This is a genomic window from Rickettsia endosymbiont of Gonocerus acuteangulatus (genome assembly GCF_964026435.1).
Lineage (GTDB): Bacteria > Pseudomonadota > Alphaproteobacteria > Rickettsiales > Rickettsiaceae > Rickettsia.
In genome coordinates, this window is record NZ_OZ032147.1 from 863545 (window position 1) to 882422 (window position 18878).

Consider the following 18878-nt stretch of genomic DNA (forward strand, 5'->3'; position numbering starts at 1 on the left):
TTTTACTCATAGCGTAAGTTTTGTATAGATAGGCAAAGCAATATTCCTCAAAAAATTAAGATAGATTTTAACCAAGATAAAATTACTATTACTAACGATTGTTTTTCATTAGATGAAAGGAAAATGATTAAATTATCTGATATTATAATAGAAGAATATACAGATCTTTTTATTTTAAATTGCTATAAGATATTTAAATCATTAAATGAACATAAATTTAAATATAATATCTTCTCGCATGATGACTCACACTTAATAGAAATAGTGTATCCTCCATTAAATAAAAGTAATCCCCGCCGCAAGCAGCGGGGTATTTTAGAAGAAAGCTAGCTGATGATCCTCATGCAGTTTCTGATATTCCTTGCCTTGGTTTTTTACGTATTTTCCTATCATATTCTCATTTCCATGCTTACCTACCGTACTCGTAAAATATCCATCAGTCCAAAATTCTCCACCCCATAATTGTTTCTTTACCTGTGGACACTGTCTAAATATTTGACGAGCTGTAACACTTTTAATTGTTGTTACTATTTTTGTTACGCTATAGGTTGGTACAGATTGTACCAAAAAATGGACATGATCTTCATCAACCCCTATTTCTAAAAATTTTATTTGATATCTCTTTTCTATCTCTAAACATATTTCTCGTAATACTTGATCAACTGATACGTCAAACACTGCTCGGCGATATTTTGCTGGAAATACCATGTGATACAGCAGTACCGTAACATTATGACTTTTATGTATATATTTGCTCATTCCGCCATATTACGCCGCAAGCGGCGGGGAATATACCCAAAAGAGATTTAAAAAATATTTTTAGACAAGTAAATGAAACAACCGAAATATTTAATACATTTCTTATAGATAAAAATTTTACTGATTAGTGGGATGATGAAGATGATTTTGATGATGGTGTATGGATAGAAGTTCCACTTATAGAATCAAAAGAAATCTAAATCAATATATTTGCATGTTACTAGTTAATTTAATTTTTAAAGTAAATTTTTGAAAATTCCTTATACGTTAATGATAATTTATAATATAATTTAGTTAAACTATATTATTTAATTATGTCAAACGATAATTCTCAAGCTACCCCTCCTCTTTCTAAGCAACAATTATTTGCTTTTTTTGGTATGGTTGTCGGTATGTTTATGTCAGTGCTTGATATCCAAATTGTTGCAAGCTCATTATCCGTAATAGCAGCAGGACTTGCGGCTTCAAGTGATGAGCTTTCTTGGGTTCAAACATCTTATTTAATAGCTGAAGTTATCATAATTCCGATTACGGGATTTTTAGCAAGATTACTTTCCACTAGGATTTCTTACTTTATTGCAGCTCTTGGCTTTACGATTATGAGTGTATTATGCTCACTTGCAACGAACATTGAGTCAATGATTATCTTTAGAGCATTACAAGGATTTTTTGGTGGTGCTATGATACCAACAGTTTTTAGTACTGTTTTTATAATTTTTCCGCCATCACAACGTCCTAAAATTACTATATTAATTGGGCTTGTTGTAACAGTAGCACCAACTTTAGGTCCAACACTTGGAGGATATATTACAGAAATTTTATCATGGCATTTTATGTTTTTGCTAAATGTCATACCTGGTATTTTTGTATGCAGCGTAGTTTTTTTATATGGGAATTTTGATAAACCAAATTATAATTTACTTAAAAATTTTGATTTCCTTGGCATAGCAATTATGGCTTTGACTCTTGGTTTACTACAATATGTTTTAGAGGAAGGTAATAAAAAAGGCTGGCTTGAGGATAATTTAATATTATTTTTAAGTTTTGCTGTAGCTTTAGGCTTTATTTTACTAATAATCAGAGAATTAACTTTTATAAACCCGATTTTAGATTTAAAAACATTTCTCTATAAAGATTTTACGTTTGGCTGTCTCTATTCTTTTGTTATGGGTATAGGATTATATGGAGCAGTATATATATTACCATTATTCTTATTTACCATAGCAGGTTATGATACGTTGCAAATTGGTGCTACTATGATGGTAACAGGAATAGCACAATTTTTATCAGCACCATTAGCTGGAAGAATGTTAGGAGCGGGCGTAGACTTACGGCTAATGTTGATTATAGGACTTGGGGGCTTTGCACTTGGATGTCACTTAAATAGCTTTCTCACACCTGATTCTAAATTTGCTGAATTTGTATTACCACAATTCGTTAGGGGACTTTCCTTAATGTTTTGCTTCATACCAACTAATAATATTGCTCTTGGTAATATGCCAAGGGAAAAAGTAGGCAATGCAAGCGGTCTTTATAACCTCACTCGTAACCTTGGAGGAGCGGTAGGACTAGCAGTAATTAGTACTATACTAACTAATGATACTAAAATTTTTATGCAATATCTATCAGAAAATATTCCCTCCACTTCTATAATGGCAATGGAGCAAATAGATTCATATACCGCATTATTAAGCGGAAAAGTATTTAATCCAGAAAAAGCCTCATATTTGTTATTGGCTAATAAACTAAATACAGATGCATTTGTAATTGCAATAAATAATATATTTAATATGATAGCGTTATTATTTATACTTATAATGCTGCTAATCCCTTTTACTTCAAATATCAAGCTATCAGGAAACACTAATGTTCACTAAAATTTCAATTATATTATATTTTCCTTGGTTATTTTGGGAAATATGCAAGTCAGCTTTCTCAGTTATTAAAATAATTTGGCAAAGAAATATAGTTGTAGAACCAGTTTTTGAATGGGTTGATGCAGAAGGATTAAAAGATATCGGTGAAATAATATATGGTAACTCAATTACTTTAACTCCTGGTACAGTAACATTAGACATAAATAATAATATGTTATTAGTGCATGCACTCGATAAATCATCGATTGATGATTTACACAATGGTAAAATGGTTAAAGAAATTAAAAGAATTGTGAGGGTATGACATCAAATTTAAAATATAAACGGGTTTTGTTGAAAGTTTCAGGTGAAGCTTTAATGGGTGATAAGCAATTTGGTCATGATTATAATACAATAAAAAAGATTGCTGAAGACATTAAAGAGCTTATTGTTTTAGGTGTAGAAGTTGCCATCGTAGTTGGTGGCGGAAATATTTATCGAGGGATTAATGCAGCATTAGTTGGTATGGATCGAGCATCAGCTGATTATATAGGTATGCTCGCAACAGTTATTAATACTTTAACACTGCAAAATGTTATGGAAAGCCTAAACATCTATACAAGAGTTTTATCAGCTATTCCAATGATGAGTGTATGCGAGCCATATATTCGTCGCAGAGCTAAAAGACATATGGAAAAAGGTCGAGTAGTAATTTTTGCTGGTGGCACTGGTAATCCGTTTTGTACAACCGATAGTGCAGCAGTACTTCGTGCAATAGAAATGAATTGCGATGTTTTGCTAAAAGCAACGCAAGTTGATGGTGTATATGATTCTGATCCGAAAAAAAATCCGAATGCTAAAAAATATTTCACTATTAACTATAAAGATGTTATAACTAACAACCTGCAAGTTATGGATTTAGCAGCTATAGCCATTGCAAGAGAAAATAAGTTACCTATAATGGTATTTTCAATAAGAGAACAAGGTAACATTGCTAAAGCGGTTCAAGATCAAGGGGAATATACATTGATAGAGGGGGAGTAGTATATTGTTCCTATGTCATTCCTAGCAGTAACGGGTTGTTTGCATGGCTCGGAAAATGTCTTCTATGTCATTCCCGCATAGGCGGGAATCCAGCATAAAGCTAGATAAATCGAGCTTTTATATTTTAAAAAAATTGCTATATTTAGACTTTTTTCCTAGATTCCCGCCTACGCGGGAATGACAATGGTGGAGCAATACTGCCACTTTTATACACCAAAATAATAACACATGGATGAAAAATTATGGATAAAGTAACTCTTAAAAAAAATTTACAAGAAAAAATGGATAAAGCTTTAAAGGTTCTAGATTATGAGCTTAAAGGGCTTCGTACCGGCAGAGCTTCAGTTAATTTACTTGATAGCGTAACTGTAGAAGCTTATGGCGATAGAATGCCACTCTCACAAGTTGCATCTCTGACAACTCCAGATGCACGAACAATTAACGTGCAGGTCTGGGATAAATCTATGGTATCATCAGTAGAAAAAGCAATTACAGTAGCAAATCTTGGCTTAACTCCATCATCAGATGGGCAATTAATTAGACTACCTATACCAGCTTTAACGGAAGAAAGACGTAAAGAGCTTGCAAAACTTGCTCATAAATATGGTGAAGATACTAAAATTTCATTACGTAATATTAGAAGAGACGGAAATGAGGAACTTAAAAAAATGGAAAAGGATAATATTATAGCAAAAGATGAACATCATAGTTTAGCAGAACAGGTACAAAAACTAACTGATGAATATAGTAACAAAGTTGATTCGGCGATAAAGCAGAAAGAGCAAGAAATAATGACTGTGTAGTCTCGATCAACTTCAAAAATTGGCTATGTCATCCTACAAGTACTGCGCGGTACTCACGTAGTTTATCTACGCTCCGTTCCTTGCACTTGTGGATTCCTTGCTCTTTTTGAAGTTGATCTTCGCCTACCTGAACTTGATATTATACTGTACGGAAATAACGTAATTATTAAATGACAATTAGAGACTAAAATATAAGAAAGCAAAATAAATTATGATTACAAAAGAAGAAGTAAAGAAAATAGCAAAGCTTGCAAGGCTTAAATTTGAGGAAGATAAGGTAGAGGAGTTCTCTAGCAGGCTTAGCTCCATAATGGATATGATCGATATTCTAAATGAAATAGATTGCACCGATGTTAAGCCTTTAACTTCTGTTTGTGACATGCAAGCAAGAATGCGACCTGATGAAGTTACAAGCAAAGACCATTCAAATGAATTATTTGATAATGTTCAAGGTGCTAGCCGGCAGCTTGCTAAAGAAGTGAAATATTTTATTACTCCAAAGGTTGTTGAATAATATGACGGAATTAAATAAGTTAAGTGTAGCAGATAGCCTAAAAGGCTTAAAGAATAAAGAATTTACCAGTAAAGAATTAGTTAATGCTCATATTAAGCAAATAGAAAAACATAAAAACCTAAATGCTTATGTTACAGAGACTTTTGATTTAGCTTTAAAACAAGCAGAAGCGGCTGATCAAAATTATGCCAAGAATCAGCCGAGAACTCTTGAGGGGATACCTTTCGCTGCTAAAGATCTTTTTTGTACAAAAGGGATTAGAACAACTGCTTGTTCTAATATATTAAGAGAGTTTATTCCTAATTATGAATCAGGTGTTACGCAGAATATTTTTAATAAAGGCGGGGTAATGCTCGGTAAAACCAATATGGACGAGTTCGCTATGGGATCGGCAAATACTACTAGCTGTTTTGGTAATGTAATTAGCCCATGGAAAGCTTTAGATGATGGTGCTGATCTAGTGCCTGGCGGTTCATCAGGCGGATCAGCTGCGGCAGTAAGCGGCTTTATGGCTACAGCTGCTCTTGGTAGTGATACGGGTGGTTCAGTGCGTCAACCGGCAAGCTTTACTGGTTTAGTTGGGTTCAAGCCTACATATGGACGCTGCTCAAGATATGGTATGGTATCGTTTGCAAGCTCTCTTGATCAGGCTGGTATATTTACCCGAAGCGTTTTAGATAGCACTATTATGCTTGAATCTATGATGGGTTTTGATGAAAGAGATTCTACTTCTATTAAGGCGGAAGTGCCGCAGCTACAACCAGCTATCGGAAGTTCTATAAAAGGCATGAAAATAGGTGTACCTCTAAGTCTTGGAGAGGGTGGAATTATCGAACCTGATATTATGAAGATGTGGCACTCTACTATAGAGCTGCTTAAGAATGCTGGTGCTGAGATAGTTGATATTTCTCTGCCACATGCTAAATATGGTGTGGCTGTCTATTATGTTATAGCACCTGCTGAAGCTTCTTCAAACTTATCTAGATATGACGGCGTAAGATATGGGCTTAGAGTAGAGAAAGAAAATATGAGCCTAGACGAGATGTATGAAATAACAAGATCGTCCGGTTTTGGTGATGAAGTAAAACGTCGCATTATGATCGGGACTTATGTACTTTCTTCTAGCTTTATGGATGCATATTATTTAAAAGCACAAAAAGTGCGTAGGCTTGTTGCTGATGATTTTAATAATGCTTTTGCAAAAGTAGATGCTATTTTACTGCCATCCGCTCCAACAGAAGCATTTAGAATCGGTGAAAAACAAAATGATCCAACTATTATGTATTTAAATGATTTATTTACCATTCCTGCAAGTTTAGCAGGGCTGCCTTGTGTTTCAGTGCCGGCAGGCTTGTCAAATAGAGGGCTACCACTTGGTATGCAAGTTATAGGTAAGCAATTAGATGAATATAATGTTTTAAGAGTAGCATCTGCCATAGAGTCAGGTGGTAAACATATTAAATTTGAGCCGAAAGGATTTTAATTATGGCATATATTGAAGGTAGTAGCGGAAAATGGGAATATGTAATTGGGCTTGAAATTCATGCTCAAATTTCCTCAAAATCTAAGCTTTTTTCAGACAGCGGTACAACATTTGCAGCAAGCCCAAATTCACAAGTATCTTACGTTGATGCGGCAATGCCAGGTATGCTACCAGTACTTAATGAGTATTGTGTTCATCAAGCGATTAAAACAGGTCTTGGGCTTAAGGCAAAGGTAAATAAGTATTCTGTATTTGATCGTAAGAATTATTTTTATGCCGATCTGCCGCAAGGTTACCAGATCTCTCAGTTTTATTATCCGATAGTGCAGGATGGTACTATGGAAATACCAACAAGTACTGGTGAGCTGAAAACTATCCGTATTAATCGCTTGCATCTAGAGCAAGATGCTGGTAAGTCTATGCATAATCAATCACCGCATTATAGCTTTATAGATTTAAACCGTGCAGGTATTGGGCTTATGGAAATCGTAACTGAACCTGATATATCTTCACCCGATGAAGCAGCAGAGTTTGTTAAAAAGCTAAGAAGCTTGCTTCGTTATGTTGGTAGCTGTGATGGGGATATGGAAAAAGGTTCTATGCGTTGTGATGCTAATGTATCAGTAAGACGTACAGGTGAACCACTTGGAACAAGATGCGAGATTAAGAATATTAACTCAATTCGTAATATTGTCAGAGCTATAGAGTTTGAAGCTAAAAGGCAAGTAGATTTGATTGAAAATGGTGAATCTGTAATCCAAGAAACACGCTTATTTAATGCCGATAGCGGTGAGACAAAAACGATGCGTTCGAAAGAAGAAGCAGCTGATTACCGCTATTTCCCTGATCCTGATTTATTGCCGGTTATTCTTTCTGATGAATTAATAAATGAATTAAAAGAAAGTTTACCTGAGTTGCCGGATCAGAAAATAGTGAAATACATAACCAAATTCGGTTTAAGCAAATATGATGCTGAAGTAATTGTAGCTGATGAGTCAGCTGCTAAATATTTTGAAGAAGCAGCGAATAAATGTGATCCTAAATTGCTTGCTAATTGGTTAATTAATGAATTATTCGGACAGCTTAACAAAGCATCAGCCGAAATAAGCGAGTGTAAAATTACGCCTAACGATTTTGCAAAATTAATCAAATTGATAGAAGATAATACCATATCCGGTAAAATTGCTAAAACTGTTTTCGAAACTATGTTTGAAACCGGTAAAGCAGCTGATAAAATTGTAGAAGAGCAAGGGCTAGTACAAGTTTCAGACTCTAATGTGCTAAATGCTGTAATTGATAAAGTAATAAGCGAAAATCCTGATTCGGTTGAAGGATATAGAAGTGGTAAAGATAAATTATTTGGCTTTTTTGTTGGTCAGGTGATGAAGAAAACTGGCGATAAAGCAAACCCTGGGCTTGTGAATCAGCTCTTAAAAGAGAAGCTGGGTTAGAGTCATGCGAGCGACTGCAAGGAGCACGGCAATCTAATAAGGCTTTCTGAGATTGCTTCTTCGCTACGCTCCTCGCAATGACAGGATACACGATAAAAAACATTCAATTTTAATCTCTTTTGGGTATATTCCCCGCCGCTTGCGGCGTAATATGGCGGAATGAGCAAATATATACATAAAAGTCATAATGTTACGGTACTGCTGTATCACATGGTATTTCCAGCAAAATATCGCCGAGCAGTGTTTGACGTATCAGTTGATCAAGTATTACGAGAAATATGTTTAGAGATAGAAAAGAGATATCAAATAAAATTTTTAGAAATAGGGGTTGATGAAGATCATGTCCATTTTTTGGTACAATCTGTACCAACCTATAGCGTAACAAAAATAGTAACAACAATTAAAAGTGTTACAGCTCGTCAAATATTTAGACAGTGTCCACAGGTAAAGAAACAATTATGGGGTGGAGAATTTTGGACTGATGGATATTTTACGAGTACGGTAGGTAAGCATGGAAATGAGAATATGATAGGAAAATACGTAAAAAACCAAGGCAAGGAATATCAGAAACTGCATGAGGATCATCAGCTAGCTTTCTTCTAAAATACCCCGCTGCTTGCGGCGGGGATTACTTTTATTACTTTTTATGAAATTTTTTAAAGTACTTTTTTTATCTTTATTATTAGTTTCTTGTGAAAAAAAGGAGCAAGAAGCAACCTTAATTGTCGGGACTTCAGCAGATAACCCACCCTATGAGTTTATTCAAGATGGTGAAATTGTTGGCATCGATATAGATATTATTAAGGCAATAGGTGAGCGTCTAAATAAAAAGATTATCATAAAAAACTTTGACTTTAATGGGTTGTTAGCAGCTTTAGTAAGCGAAAATATCGATATTGCAGTTGCAGAACTTTCAGTAACACCAGAACGTGCGGAATATATCAGCTTTTCCGATAATTATGCTACAGCAAAATTTGCTGTATTATACAGGTTAGAGGACAATATACAAAGTATTGGTGATTTAGATAACAAAATAATCGGTGTGCAATTAGGTAGTATATTAGAAAAAAAAGCTGAAGAGCTTTCTAAAACAATGAATATTAAAGTTCATTCCTTAGCAAATAGTTTAATGTTAGTTGAAGAATTAAAAGCTAAAGTCGTAGATGCTATTATTTCTGAAGAGTTTCAAAATAAAAAGTTACAAGAAGCAAATCTAAATTTAGCAAGCTATACTTTAGAGGAATTTTCTTCGGAATTTGCTTTAGGCTTGTCTAAACATTCAGGGTTAATTAAAGAAATTAATGAAGCAATAGATTCATTGAAAAAAGATGGTACTATCAATAAAATTATGAAAAAATGGCTGGGACAGTAACAGAAAATCAATTTAAAAATGCTATGAGCTGTTTTCCTGCTGGAGTAACAATCATAACTACTAATTTAAATAATAAATTTTTTGGCTTTACTGCTAGTTCTTTTACTTCTGTATCTTTAAAACCGCCATTAATATTATTTTGTCTTAATAAAAATTCTTTTAGCATAAAAGGTTTTGAAAAAAGTAGTAAATTTGCCATTAGTATTTTAGCAGAAAACCAAATTGATATCTCAGGACATTTTGCTAGGTCGCATACTGATAAATTTGCAGCAATTTCCTATGAGCTTGGTTCTGCTACTTCTTGTCCGTTAATAAATGGAGCTATTTGTCATATAGAATGCCTAAAACATGCTACTTATGATGGTGGTGATCATATAATTTTTGTTGGGGAAGTAATAAATACTGCTATTAAAAGCGACTCAAAACCTTTAATATATAATCATAAATCTTACATAAAATTAATATGACTATAAATATAGGTCTTAGCGGTGCTACCGGTAAAATGGGCAAAACTATTTTAGAGAGAATAGCTAATTTTAAAGATTGTAAAATCTCAGCAAAATTTAATAGCACCCATGATTTAGACGAACTAAATAATTTATGTAAAAATTCTGACATAGTAATTGATTTTTCTACTCCTGAAATATTAGAAAAATTGGTTGATAGTGCTTTAAAATATGATACCAAATTAGTAATTGGAACTACCGGCTTTACTTCATCACAGTTTAAATTTTTAGAAAAAGCAGCAAAAACCTTACCTATTTTATATTCTGCCAATATGAGTATAGGTGCTAATTTACTCGGTTATTTAGCAAAAGAAGCAACAAAAATATTGGACGATTACGATATCGAAATTTTAGAATCTCATCATCGTGCTAAAAAAGATACTCCTTCAGGCACTGCTATTATGCTTGCTGAAATGATTACAACTGAAAAAGAACTAAATATAACATTTAACAGAGTTAATAAAACAAGAAGAAATAATGAAATTGGTATTTCTTCGCTTCGTGGCGGTAATGTACACGGAACTCATGAAATATTTTTTCTAGGCGATGATGAAACTATCACTTTGAAGCATGAAGCTCTTAACAAAAATTCTTTTGCCGATGGGGCAATAAGGGCGGCAATCTGGCTACAAGATAAACAAGCTGGTTTATATTCTATGCTTGATTTTTATAAAAATTTAATTAATTATCACTTGAAAAAGCCCATTTAAAGGACTATATTTATACTATATAAACATAATCTTAAGGTTTCTTATGATCGATTATACAAAAACTTTGACAGCTTCATCATCTAAAAACAAAACTTTTGATGAAGGGTTAAGAAAATATATGCTTAAAGTATATAATTATATGGCTTTAGCATTATTACTAACCGGCGTAGCTGCAGTAACAACTATATCAGTTGAGCCTTTATATAATTTAATGTTTCAAACAGGCTTTGGAACGCTTATAATGTTTGCTCCTCTTGGTATCGCTTTATATTTCTTTATGGGATTTGGGCGTATGAACTTGCAAACAGCACAAATATTATTTTGGGTTTATGCTGCTTTAACTGGTATGTCTCTTGCATATTTAGCTCTTGTCTATACTGGTGAGTCAATAGCTCGTACTTTCTTTATTTGTGCTTCTGTTTTTGGAGCAATGAGCTTATATGGCTATAGCACAAGTAGAGATTTAACATCTTTTGGATCATTTTGTGCAATGGGTCTTATAGGTCTTATAATTGCTTCATTAGTTAATATGTTCCTAAAAAGTTCAGGTCTTGCTTTTGCTACTTCTCTCATAGGAATAGTTGTATTTATGGGTTTAATTGCTTGGGATACTCAAAAAATTAAATCTATGTATTACATGGCAGGAAATGATGAAACAGGACAAAAGCTTTCTATTATGGCAGCTTTTACATTATATCTAGACTTCATAAATCTTTTCTTATATCTAATAAGATTTTTAGGCAACAGAAGAGACTAATATATACTCGTTTTATTTGACGTTGTCTTTTGCTGATAATCTTCCCCCATGGCGGCATTGCCTATATGGATCAAAAAACGCCCTCGTTGTCATTCCCGCATAGGCGGGAATCTAGGGTAAAGCGAGATAAATCGAGCTTTTAATTTTAGAAACTTGCTACTTTTATTTTTCTGGATTCCCGCTTCTAGCTAAGAATGACATATAAGATTACCTACACCTGAATAAAATATAACATTTTTTTAAAACTTTCCGGTACTATATGCTTAGGAACTAGATTCAACTAAAAATCGGTTACTTTACCCTTATGCTGCCAATCACCATATCTTGTTGGCTCTAGACCTTTAGTCCCGCCAATTTCTTTTGGCATTTCTTTTTCTTTTGGCAAATTTTCTTCTTCTAATATATTATCTTTTTTATTATCCATGATATCAATTTATGAAATTTAATCGTATCTATATTAATAACCATCTAGCTGAAAATATCAAGTTAGCATTAGGAAGTGATCACACCCATTATATTAAAACTGTATTACGTCTTAGGTTAAATGATCAATTTCGGGTTTTTAATGGCACGGATGGAGAGTTCCTTGCACAGATTACTAAACTAGATAAAAATAACCTTACTATTACCATTCAAGAATGTTTAAGGAAAGCTTGTGCCGAACCTTTCTTAACACTTGTTATAGCTATAATAAAACAAGATAAGTTAATGCTTGCAATAAATATGGCTACGCAGCTTGGGGTCACTAAAATTGTTCCTTTAATTACTGAAAGATATCAATTTAGATCAGTAAACAAAACTTACGCTATGTTATAGCAAATATGCTAAAAACCCTTACTACAAAGCTATGTTTTTACAGTGCATCACTTTATAATATCCTTTAATTTATAGGAATTATATCAAACATAGCGTAAGTTTTGTAAATATTGAACGTTTGACGAAATGCGTTATTGAAGCGACAGAACAATCTGAGCGGTTAAATCCTCCTGTAATAGGGCCTACTATTTCTATCCAAGATTATCTAAAAAGAACTAATAATTTTGTTTTATATGCAAACGAACATGAGAAAGAAGAGAATTCTATATTAAAACTTAACAAAAATATTACCGATATTTCGATTGTTATTGGACCAGAAGGCGGATTTACCAATGACGAGATTGCTTTACTTGCCTCATATAAGAATGCATATTCTATAAGTTTAGGAAAGAATATTTTAAGAGCTGAAACAGCCACTATAGCAACCCTGGCTCAGGTAAATTTAGTTAGGTAACATAAAAGCATTCTGTGTCATTCCTTTGTGGTGGGAAGCCAGAAAAAATAATAAAAATGCTATGCATTTTACTGGATTGCTTCGTCAAAATTTTCAATTTTTCCTTGCAATGATAAATCTATTTTAATAACAACCCAAGCCTATTTCCTACAGTAACATCAATATATTTTGAAGCAGCTGGAAGCCCTTTGATTTCCATTTCTACATACGTATCTTGCTTTGGAGGGATTTTTGCTTTGAGTTTTGTAACAGATATATATTCATCTAGAGCTCTATTATTACCATCCATCGCCCTAACTTTAATTAAAGGATTAGATATCAAATAATCAGAGTTATTAGATATTTTATAAAACATTTTTATAGTACCAGCATTATGCGAACTTCCTAATTTAATTTCCTCTATTTTTAGCTCATCATACTTACTTAAGGATTTAAAGCTATCTAGTAGTAATATAGCTAAACAAAAAATTATGAAGCTAGTCCATAACAATGGAAAAACATTATATTTTCGCTTAGGTGGAATATATGGCAAAATCACTGGTACGTTTGCAGAAAATTGATTACCATATCCATTTTTAACAGGTGTTTTAACGGCTTCAAATTTATCTTCATCAAAATCACTTAATTTACTGGTATTATAATCTAATTTTTGATACCAGATATGCCTACATTTAGAGCATTTAACACGTCGTCCGTTAATACCTATTTGATTATTTGAGACAATAAATTTTGTTTGACAATTAGGACAACTAATATACATAGTAAATTTTTTTATATTTGACTTCATGATAAAGTTATTTATGCTTTTTAGCAATAGACATCTTTTTAAACTCGCTTATAGGGAGAAATTTGTAGGAGACACGGAATACAGAACCACAGCGTATATAAACATACGTGAGGATTCGAGTACCGGATCGACGCACAAATTACCCCTAGAAGTAGAGTTTAGGAAGATGTCTAAAAATAGTTAAAAATTATGTTCACATACATCAAAGAAATTGAAGAAGCTTGGCAAATAAAGGACAAGCTATTACAAGATTCCGTAAAACTTTCAGCATTTAAAAAAATACTGCACGATGTTATAGAAAGCCTAAATAAAGGTACTATTCGTGTTTGTGAAAGACAAGAAAATAGTTGGCAAGTTAACGAGTGGGTCAAAAAAGCAATCCTTTTATATTTTATTACAACTGAATCACAGCTTTATAATAATAATTATAATAGTTGGTATGATAAAGTTGCTCCTAAATTCCCTTTCGATGCTGAGCTTGATAAATTTAAAGAGGCAGGCATACGCAAAGTTCCAGGATCTTTTGCTAGAACCGGCACATATATTGCTAAAAACGTTGTTATTATGCCATCTTTTATCAATATCGGTGCTTATATAGATGAGGGAACAATGATTGATACATGGGCTACTATTGGTTCATGTGCTCAAATCGGCAAAAATTGCCATATTTCAGGCGGTACTGGAATTGGCGGGGTGTTAGAACCGCTGCAAGCAAAGCCTGTTATTATTGAAGATAATTGTTTTATTGGGGCAAGATCGGAAATTGCTGAAGGAGTTATAGTAGAAGAAGGAGCGGTAGTTAGTATGAGTGTCTTTATCGGAGCTTCTACAAAAATAGTTTATAGAGATAGTGGTGAGATTATCTATGGCAGAGTACCTCCCTACTCTGTAGTAGTGCCAGGGGTATTACCTAATAAAGAAGCAGATAAACCAGGACTTTATTGTGCTGTTATCGTAAAACAGGTTGATAAAAATACGAGAGCTAAAGTAAGTATTAATGAATTGTTAAGGAGTTGATATCTAAAAATATTATAAAAATAAATAATTATAAATCGTTATTATTATTGAAAATACTATAAGTAAGTAGAACAGAACCTATTTAAAATAATAAGATTTTAAATAGGTAATGATGAACAGAAAATATAGACACTTATCTCGAGAAGAGAGATATGAGATAAAAAGAATGTATGACCTAGGAGTCAGTATTAATAAGATAGCACAACATCTTACGAGGTCTAAAAGCGCTATTAGTATGGAGCTAAAAAGAAATAAGGTAAAAGATAAGTATATGCCTTGTGTTGCTCAGGAAAAATATGAAAACAGGATGTATCAGCAAGAGTTATTAAAAATAGAAAAGAACCCTATGTTGTTAGATTATAATAAAAGTAATCCCCGCCGCAAGCAGCGGGGTATTTTAGAAGAAAGCTAGCTGATGATCCTCATGCAGTTTCTGATATTCCTTGCCTTGGTTTTTTACGTATTTTCCTATCATATTCTCATTTCCATGCTTACCTACCGTACTCGTAAATATCCATCAGTCCAAAATTCTCCACCCCATAATTGTTTCTTTACCTGTGGACACTGTCTAAATATTTGACGAGCTGTAACACTTTTAATTGTTGTTACTATTTTTGTTACGCTATAGGTTGGTACAGATTGTACCAAAAAATGGACATGATCTTCATCAACCCCTATTTCTAAAAATTTTATTTGATATCTCTTTTCTATCTCTAAACATATTTCTCGTAATACTTGATCAACTGATACGTCAAACACTGCTCGGCGATATTTTGCTGGAAATACCATGTGATACAGCAGTACCGTAACATTATGACTTTTATGTATATATTTGCTCATTCCGCCATATTACGCCGCAAGCGGCGGGGAATATACCCAAAAGAGATTAAAAATGCTATGATTCGCAAGAAATGGTCGCCGGATGCTATAGCCGGAAAGTTAAAACTAGACAAAAATACAGCTTTGTGTATCAGTACAGAAAGTATATATAGATTTGTTTACACTTCTGCAGTAGCAGCTAAATTAAAGTTATATAGCTATTTACCTTCTAAAAGATATAAAAGGCAAGAAAGAGGGAAGAGGCGTCAAAGGATCATTATACCACAAAGGATCTCAATACATCAGCGTGATGCAATAGCTACGAAAAAGGTAGAAGTAGGGAATTTTGAGGCAGATCTTACATTTCATAAAGGTAATCAAAGTATGAATATTGGTGCACTGGTGGATAAAAAGAGTCAAAAGATTATTTTAGTGCTGAATAACTCCAAGAGAGCTACAACAGTTACCAATGGTTTTTTAAGAAAGATAAAAACTCTTCCAAATAGTGTGAGAAAGACTATTACTATGGATAATGGCAAAGAGTTTGTGGGGCATGTTGCCTATAGACTATCTGGGTTTCAAACTTTCTTTTATGATCCATACCGCCCTAGACAAAAAGCATTAGTGGAAAAAATGAATTCTATGATTCATAGAATTTTACCTAAAAATACAGATATTACTACCGTTACACAAAGAGGTCTTGACAATGTTGCTGAGATTTTAAATAACATGCCAAGAAAGATTTTTGGTTATAAAACCCCCAATGAAATTTGGGCAGAAAATTTATAGGTTTTGTTCTACTTAGTCCTTGCATTTTCACCGGATTAAATCAAGGAAACCTAAATTCCATATTTAAAAAGAGTAATAATGCCATATAAGTTACTTATAATAGACGAATTTGGATATCTTCCTTTAAAGCAGGAGCAAGCCAGTCTGTTGTTTCAGGTTATAGCAAAGCGTTATGAAAAGGGTAGCGTAATACTTACAAGCAACCTACCTTTTGGGCAATGGCAACCAGTTTGGCTCAGGATAGTGCACTTACGGCTGCTATCCTTGATCGTCTGCTTCATCACTCCACCATACTCAATATTAAAGGTGACAGTTTTAGGCTCAAGGATAAAAAGAAAGCGGGCTTTCTACCAACGGAAATAATTAAAAAACAGGAGGGAATTATGATATGATTTGAATATAAGTTAATTTTTTATAGTACTGTAGCAATTTTCAACCGGCAATACGAAAAAATCTGTATCACTTTTCGTCCGTTGTTGACAAAATGACGTCTCTTAAAAAAATTCATAAAGCTTATCTATAACAATTTATTCCCTATTCTTATATACTAATATTTCCTATTTGCAACAGGGCCCAAAATACACCCACAATACCTATTTGTAACAGTGCCATATTTTTTACTATAGTAAAAGAAGAGAGTAGCCATGAATAATAGCTTTAAGTTGCTTTAAAAATAGAATTTTGCTAATCTTGATAATAAAATTTGTTACTTAAGGTTTATGATCACCACATATTTAAAAGAAAATAATGCTATAGTAAAAAAAGAAGGGTATATTGTTAATGAATCAACTTTATGGATTGATTTATTTAATATTACAAATGAAGAAAGAGAAGAGATAAAGAATTCATTAAATATAGATATACCATCGTTAAAAGATATATCTCAAATTGAGATTTCAGAAAGATTATATACGGAAAATGATGCGTTATATTTAACTATTACAGAGCTTATTAATAAAGAGAAGAAATTTCCAGAAACACATTCTATAGTATTTATCTTACATAAATCTTATTTAATAACTGTTCGTTATGTGGAATTAACATCGTTTAATGATTGTATTAATAAATTTGCTAAACAATTGACGTATAAATATACAGCAGAGCATATGTTGTTTATGTTACTTCGTAATATGGTAACAGGTTTGTCAAATGTTGTGCAATCTGTTAGTATGGATATTGATGATTATGGGCGTTTGATACTTGATAATAATTTAAATGATTTACGAATAGACCATAAAAGAATATTAAAGAAAATAGGGCAGAAAGGTGATTTACTTTCAAAAAGTCGTGAATGTTTATTTTCGCTTACAATGGTGATTCAGTATATCTTAAAATCTCCGCAAATAAGTCAAAATAAAGCATCCAAAGATTTGTTAGATACTCTACTTCGTGACGTAGATTCAATAATTAACTTTTCACAATTTATATCTAGCGAGATCGCAAGAACCTTAGATGCAGCACTTGGTATGATTGCTATTGAGCAAAATAATATGGTTAAACTTTTCTCATTAGTAACTATATTTTTCCTGCCACCTACTTTAATAGCTAGTATTTATGGCATGAATTTTACTATGATGCCTGAGCTTCAATCACCTTATGGCTACCCTATAGCATTGTTTTTAATGGTCATGTCTATAGCGATTACCTATAAATATTTTAAAAAGAAGAAGTGGTTGTAAAAAATTTATTTAGATTAGTTGTGATAAGAAAGTTTTTGCTGGTATAATTACAGGATGATTATAACTAAAGCAATCAATGTCCTTATATTCCATATTCAGCACTACTTGAAATGCAAAAGGACAATTTAAATGTTCTTGAAAATATTTTAAATTAGGACTTAATTCTTGGTTTGGAGAGGTTTTAGCTTCAACTAACATCCATGGTTTTTTACCTTTTGTTACTAAAAAATCTACTTCTTTTTTTTGTTTATCTCTAACAAAATATAATTCATATTCATCAAATCCTAAGTCGCTCCAAAAATGACAAAATTTTAATAAATGACTAGCGATAAAATTTTCATATTTTGCTCCTATATCTTCTATAAGTGACCAATCCCATAAATATATTTTAGGTTCTTTTATTAAGCTTCTCGGGATGTTATTTGACCACGGATAAATACGATAACTATAAAAAAACGATTCAAAAGACTCAAGCCATCTAGTGATAGTTGGAATTGATACTTTAATTTTGTTTGCAAGAGAGTTATAAGATGTTAGTCCTCCTATAGAATGAGTTAAAAAATTTCCCAAGACTTCCATTTGAGATAATTCTTGAATTTGGGTTAATTCTCTAATATCTTCTCTAAAAAGTTGAGTATTTTTAGTTCTCTTCCATCTATTCCAAAATGTAAAAGACCCTTTAAGATATGGATCAGGAAAACCACCAAATTTAAATAAGGATTCAAATTGCTCTGGGGATATTTTCTTGGGTAAGTTTGTCTCTTTGGTATTAAAATTTTCTATTACTTCAGCAACTGATAAAGGATGCATACGATAGGGAAAGTATCTCCCCATCATACTATCACCACCTTTTTTATATACTCCTAGCTTCGAGCTACCAGTAACTATAATGTGAACTTGTTCATCATAAATATCGAAAAATCCTTTTAAAAAAGTTTGCCATTTTGAAAATTTATGTAACTCATCAAAGATAATAGTAGGATTATTTTGATCCGGAATATGTAAATTGATAAAATCTGCTATAGCTTCTATTCCTTTTAGAATTCGCACACGAGCTTTTTCGTCATCCCAATTCAAATAATAATTTTTATCTATTACTTTCTTGGCTAAAGTAGTTTTACCAACTTGACGTGCTCCTTCTATAAAGACCATTTGTCTATTTTCTTGTAGATGATCTTTTATAACTGATTCATAAATTCTTTTCATATATACTTGTCTACTAACTGTCCAATATATTTGTGACTATTATAACGAGTATGTTA

The 18878-nt window shown here is 32.8% G+C and carries 21 protein-coding genes and 6 pseudogenes; 21 read left to right on the forward strand and 6 right to left on the reverse strand.

The genetic code is table 11. From position 1 onward, the window contains the following. Nucleotides 1–123 precede the first annotated feature (123 nt). On the forward strand, nucleotides 124–330 hold the full coding sequence (locus AAGD55_RS05240) for a hypothetical protein (RefSeq protein WP_341792369.1): 207 nt from the start codon (nucleotides 124–126) through the stop codon (nucleotides 328–330). Here AAGD55_RS05240 and tnpA (AAGD55_RS05245) read toward each other — a convergent pair. Continuing rightward, entirely contained in the window at nucleotides 316–759 is a 444-nt protein-coding gene (gene tnpA / locus AAGD55_RS05245) for an IS200/IS605 family transposase (RefSeq protein WP_341790826.1), read from the reverse strand. The two genes, AAGD55_RS05240 and tnpA (AAGD55_RS05245), sit on opposite strands and share 15 nt — an antisense overlap. Nucleotides 760–1073: 314 nt before the next feature. Here tnpA (AAGD55_RS05245) and AAGD55_RS05250 point away from each other — a divergent pair, with 314 nt between their 5' ends. The 7 genes from AAGD55_RS05250 to gatB all read left to right on the forward strand — a co-directional run bounded on the left by AAGD55_RS05250 (nucleotide 1074) and on the right by gatB (nucleotide 7910). After that, nucleotides 1074–2636 carry a DHA2 family efflux MFS transporter permease subunit gene (locus AAGD55_RS05250; protein WP_341792370.1) on the forward strand — a complete coding sequence of 521 codons (1563 nt, stop codon included), beginning with the start codon at nucleotides 1074–1076 and terminating at the stop codon, nucleotides 2634–2636. Then, nucleotides 2626–2940, forward strand: coding sequence for a monovalent cation/H+ antiporter subunit E (locus AAGD55_RS05255; protein ID WP_341792371.1), 315 nt, complete (start codon nucleotides 2626–2628; stop codon nucleotides 2938–2940). Before AAGD55_RS05250 ends, AAGD55_RS05255 begins: the two co-directional genes overlap by 11 nt. Next, on the forward strand, nucleotides 2937–3659 hold the full coding sequence (pyrH, locus tag AAGD55_RS05260; protein ID WP_341792372.1) for a UMP kinase: 723 nt from the start codon (nucleotides 2937–2939) through the stop codon (nucleotides 3657–3659). The genes AAGD55_RS05255 and pyrH overlap by 4 nt, the downstream gene beginning before the upstream one ends. 242 nt (nucleotides 3660–3901) lie before the next feature. Further along, nucleotides 3902–4462, forward strand: coding sequence for a ribosome recycling factor (gene frr, locus AAGD55_RS05265; RefSeq protein ID WP_341792373.1), 561 nt, complete (start codon nucleotides 3902–3904; stop codon nucleotides 4460–4462). 211 nt (nucleotides 4463–4673) lie between these two features. Next, nucleotides 4674–4976, forward strand: a complete 303-nt coding sequence (gene gatC, locus AAGD55_RS05270) for an Asp-tRNA(Asn)/Glu-tRNA(Gln) amidotransferase subunit GatC (protein ID WP_341788358.1) — start codon at nucleotides 4674–4676, stop codon at nucleotides 4974–4976. Between the two features lies 1 nt (nucleotide 4977). After that, nucleotides 4978–6459 (forward strand): Asp-tRNA(Asn)/Glu-tRNA(Gln) amidotransferase subunit GatA, encoded by a 1482-nt coding sequence (gene gatA, locus AAGD55_RS05275; protein ID WP_341792374.1) that lies wholly within the window; start codon nucleotides 4978–4980, stop codon nucleotides 6457–6459. 2 nt (nucleotides 6460–6461) lie between these two features. Further along, nucleotides 6462–7910 carry an Asp-tRNA(Asn)/Glu-tRNA(Gln) amidotransferase subunit GatB gene (gene gatB, locus AAGD55_RS05280; RefSeq protein WP_341792375.1) on the forward strand — a complete coding sequence of 483 codons (1449 nt, stop codon included), beginning with the start codon at nucleotides 6462–6464 and terminating at the stop codon, nucleotides 7908–7910. Between the two features lie 2 nt (nucleotides 7911–7912). Here gatB and AAGD55_RS05285 read toward each other — a convergent pair whose 3' ends face one another. Next, nucleotides 7913–8077 carry a hypothetical protein gene (locus tag AAGD55_RS05285; RefSeq protein ID WP_341792376.1) on the reverse strand — a complete coding sequence of 55 codons (165 nt, stop codon included), beginning with the start codon at nucleotides 8075–8077 and terminating at the stop codon, nucleotides 7913–7915. On the opposite strand from AAGD55_RS05285, the gene tnpA (AAGD55_RS05290) reads away from it, so the two are divergent. The 5 genes from tnpA (AAGD55_RS05290) to AAGD55_RS05310 are packed head-to-tail and all read left to right on the forward strand — an operon-like array spanning nucleotide 8070 to nucleotide 11255. Further along, complete coding sequence (gene tnpA, locus AAGD55_RS05290) at nucleotides 8070–8513, forward strand: IS200/IS605 family transposase (protein WP_341790826.1); 444 nt, start codon at nucleotides 8070–8072, stop codon at nucleotides 8511–8513. The genes AAGD55_RS05285 and tnpA (AAGD55_RS05290) overlap by 8 nt on opposite strands. 43 nt (nucleotides 8514–8556) lie before the next feature. Next, on the forward strand, nucleotides 8557–9282 hold the full coding sequence (locus AAGD55_RS05295) for an ABC transporter substrate-binding protein (protein WP_341792377.1): 726 nt from the start codon (nucleotides 8557–8559) through the stop codon (nucleotides 9280–9282). Then, entirely contained in the window at nucleotides 9267–9749 is a 483-nt protein-coding gene (locus AAGD55_RS05300) for a flavin reductase family protein (protein ID WP_341792378.1), read from the forward strand. Before AAGD55_RS05295 ends, AAGD55_RS05300 begins: the two co-directional genes overlap by 16 nt. Further along, the gene (gene dapB / locus AAGD55_RS05305; RefSeq protein ID WP_341792379.1) at nucleotides 9746–10498 is read left to right on the forward strand and encodes a 4-hydroxy-tetrahydrodipicolinate reductase; all 753 of its coding nucleotides are present in this window, start codon (nucleotides 9746–9748) and stop codon (nucleotides 10496–10498) included. The genes AAGD55_RS05300 and dapB overlap by 4 nt, the downstream gene beginning before the upstream one ends. Nucleotides 10499–10541: 43 nt before the next feature. Beyond that, the gene (locus AAGD55_RS05310) at nucleotides 10542–11255 is read left to right on the forward strand and encodes a Bax inhibitor-1/YccA family protein (protein ID WP_341792380.1); all 714 of its coding nucleotides are present in this window, start codon (nucleotides 10542–10544) and stop codon (nucleotides 11253–11255) included. A gap of 280 nt (nucleotides 11256–11535) precedes the next feature. On the opposite strand, the pseudogene AAGD55_RS05315 reads toward AAGD55_RS05310, so the two are convergent. After that, a pseudogene (locus AAGD55_RS05315) lies at nucleotides 11536–11661 on the reverse strand (DUF1674 domain-containing protein); the annotation flags it as partial. A 29-nt stretch (nucleotides 11662–11690) separates the two neighbouring features. On the opposite strand from AAGD55_RS05315, the pseudogene AAGD55_RS05320 reads away from it, so the two are divergent. After that, a pseudogene (locus tag AAGD55_RS05320) lies at nucleotides 11691–12047 on the forward strand (RsmE family RNA methyltransferase); the annotation flags it as partial. A 130-nt stretch (nucleotides 12048–12177) separates the two neighbouring features. Continuing rightward, nucleotides 12178–12525, forward strand: a pseudogene (locus tag AAGD55_RS05325) (RsmE family RNA methyltransferase); the annotation flags it as partial. Between the two features lie 118 nt (nucleotides 12526–12643). On the opposite strand, the gene AAGD55_RS05330 reads toward AAGD55_RS05325, so the two are convergent. Next, nucleotides 12644–13285, reverse strand: coding sequence for an MJ0042-type zinc finger domain-containing protein (locus tag AAGD55_RS05330; RefSeq protein WP_341792525.1), 642 nt, complete (start codon nucleotides 13283–13285; stop codon nucleotides 12644–12646). A 46-nt stretch (nucleotides 13286–13331) separates the two neighbouring features. On the opposite strand from AAGD55_RS05330, the pseudogene AAGD55_RS05335 reads away from it, so the two are divergent. From AAGD55_RS05335 to AAGD55_RS05345, 3 genes and pseudogenes are all read left to right on the forward strand, one after another. Continuing rightward, nucleotides 13332–13496 (forward strand): annotated as a pseudogene (locus tag AAGD55_RS05335) (palindromic element RPE1 domain-containing protein); the annotation flags it as partial. Between the two features lie 5 nt (nucleotides 13497–13501). Next, nucleotides 13502–14329 carry a 2,3,4,5-tetrahydropyridine-2,6-dicarboxylate N-succinyltransferase gene (gene dapD, locus AAGD55_RS05340; RefSeq protein WP_341792381.1) on the forward strand — a complete coding sequence of 276 codons (828 nt, stop codon included), beginning with the start codon at nucleotides 13502–13504 and terminating at the stop codon, nucleotides 14327–14329. A gap of 109 nt (nucleotides 14330–14438) precedes the next feature. After that, nucleotides 14439–14741, forward strand: coding sequence for a helix-turn-helix domain-containing protein (locus AAGD55_RS05345; protein ID WP_341792382.1), 303 nt, complete (start codon nucleotides 14439–14441; stop codon nucleotides 14739–14741). Here the strand turns inward: AAGD55_RS05345 and tnpA (AAGD55_RS05350) are convergent. Continuing rightward, nucleotides 14727–15169, reverse strand: a pseudogene (tnpA, locus tag AAGD55_RS05350) (IS200/IS605 family transposase). The gene AAGD55_RS05345 and the pseudogene tnpA (AAGD55_RS05350) sit on opposite strands and share 15 nt — an antisense overlap. Here tnpA (AAGD55_RS05350) and AAGD55_RS05355 point away from each other — a divergent pair. From AAGD55_RS05355 to AAGD55_RS05365, 3 genes and pseudogenes are all read left to right on the forward strand, one after another. After that, a complete protein-coding gene (locus AAGD55_RS05355) occupies nucleotides 15143–15937 on the forward strand; it encodes an IS30 family transposase (protein ID WP_341792383.1) in 795 nt (264 codons plus the stop codon). The pseudogene tnpA (AAGD55_RS05350) and the gene AAGD55_RS05355 sit on opposite strands and share 27 nt — an antisense overlap. 63 nt (nucleotides 15938–16000) lie before the next feature. Then, nucleotides 16001–16329 (forward strand): annotated as a pseudogene (locus AAGD55_RS05360) (ATP-binding protein); the annotation flags it as partial. A gap of 327 nt (nucleotides 16330–16656) precedes the next feature. Continuing rightward, entirely contained in the window at nucleotides 16657–17616 is a 960-nt protein-coding gene (locus tag AAGD55_RS05365) for a magnesium transporter CorA family protein (RefSeq protein WP_341792384.1), read from the forward strand. Between the two features lie 9 nt (nucleotides 17617–17625). Here AAGD55_RS05365 and AAGD55_RS05370 read toward each other — a convergent pair whose 3' ends face one another. Next, the gene (locus AAGD55_RS05370; protein ID WP_341792385.1) at nucleotides 17626–18822 is read right to left on the reverse strand and encodes an ATP-binding protein; all 1197 of its coding nucleotides are present in this window, start codon (nucleotides 18820–18822) and stop codon (nucleotides 17626–17628) included. Nucleotides 18823–18878 lie beyond the last annotated feature (56 nt).

Excerpts from the sequence above, each read along its gene's own strand:
- AAGD55_RS05310 (WP_341792380.1), top strand. The coding sequence starts at position 10,542 with ATGATCGATTATACAAAAACTTTGACAGCTTCATCATCTAAAAACAAA.
- frr (WP_341792373.1), top strand. The coding sequence starts at position 3,902 with ATGGATAAAGTAACTCTTAAAAAAAATTTACAAGAAAAAATGGATAAA.
- dapD (WP_341792381.1), top strand. The coding sequence starts at position 13,502 with ATGTTCACATACATCAAAGAAATTGAAGAAGCTTGGCAAATAAAGGAC.
- AAGD55_RS05345 (WP_341792382.1), top strand. The coding sequence starts at position 14,439 with ATGATGAACAGAAAATATAGACACTTATCTCGAGAAGAGAGATATGAG.
- AAGD55_RS05255 (WP_341792371.1), top strand. The coding sequence starts at position 2,626 with ATGTTCACTAAAATTTCAATTATATTATATTTTCCTTGGTTATTTTGG.
- AAGD55_RS05330 (WP_341792525.1), bottom strand. The coding sequence starts at position 13,285 with ATGTATATTAGTTGTCCTAATTGTCAAACAAAATTTATTGTCTCAAAT.
- pyrH (WP_341792372.1), top strand. The coding sequence starts at position 2,937 with ATGACATCAAATTTAAAATATAAACGGGTTTTGTTGAAAGTTTCAGGT.
- AAGD55_RS05365 (WP_341792384.1), top strand. The coding sequence starts at position 16,657 with ATGATCACCACATATTTAAAAGAAAATAATGCTATAGTAAAAAAAGAA.
- AAGD55_RS05295 (WP_341792377.1), top strand. The coding sequence starts at position 8,557 with ATGAAATTTTTTAAAGTACTTTTTTTATCTTTATTATTAGTTTCTTGT.
- AAGD55_RS05300 (WP_341792378.1), top strand. The coding sequence starts at position 9,267 with ATGGCTGGGACAGTAACAGAAAATCAATTTAAAAATGCTATGAGCTGT.
- tnpA (WP_341790826.1), top strand. The coding sequence starts at position 8,070 with ATGAGCAAATATATACATAAAAGTCATAATGTTACGGTACTGCTGTAT.
- tnpA (WP_341790826.1), bottom strand. The coding sequence starts at position 759 with ATGAGCAAATATATACATAAAAGTCATAATGTTACGGTACTGCTGTAT.
- AAGD55_RS05240 (WP_341792369.1), top strand. The coding sequence starts at position 124 with ATGATTAAATTATCTGATATTATAATAGAAGAATATACAGATCTTTTT.
- AAGD55_RS05370 (WP_341792385.1), bottom strand. The coding sequence starts at position 18,822 with ATGAAAAGAATTTATGAATCAGTTATAAAAGATCATCTACAAGAAAAT.
- gatA (WP_341792374.1), top strand. The coding sequence starts at position 4,978 with ATGACGGAATTAAATAAGTTAAGTGTAGCAGATAGCCTAAAAGGCTTA.
- dapB (WP_341792379.1), top strand. The coding sequence starts at position 9,746 with ATGACTATAAATATAGGTCTTAGCGGTGCTACCGGTAAAATGGGCAAA.
- gatB (WP_341792375.1), top strand. The coding sequence starts at position 6,462 with ATGGCATATATTGAAGGTAGTAGCGGAAAATGGGAATATGTAATTGGG.
- gatC (WP_341788358.1), top strand. The coding sequence starts at position 4,674 with ATGATTACAAAAGAAGAAGTAAAGAAAATAGCAAAGCTTGCAAGGCTT.
- AAGD55_RS05250 (WP_341792370.1), top strand. The coding sequence starts at position 1,074 with ATGTCAAACGATAATTCTCAAGCTACCCCTCCTCTTTCTAAGCAACAA.
- AAGD55_RS05355 (WP_341792383.1), top strand. The coding sequence starts at position 15,143 with ATGACTTTTATGTATATATTTGCTCATTCCGCCATATTACGCCGCAAG.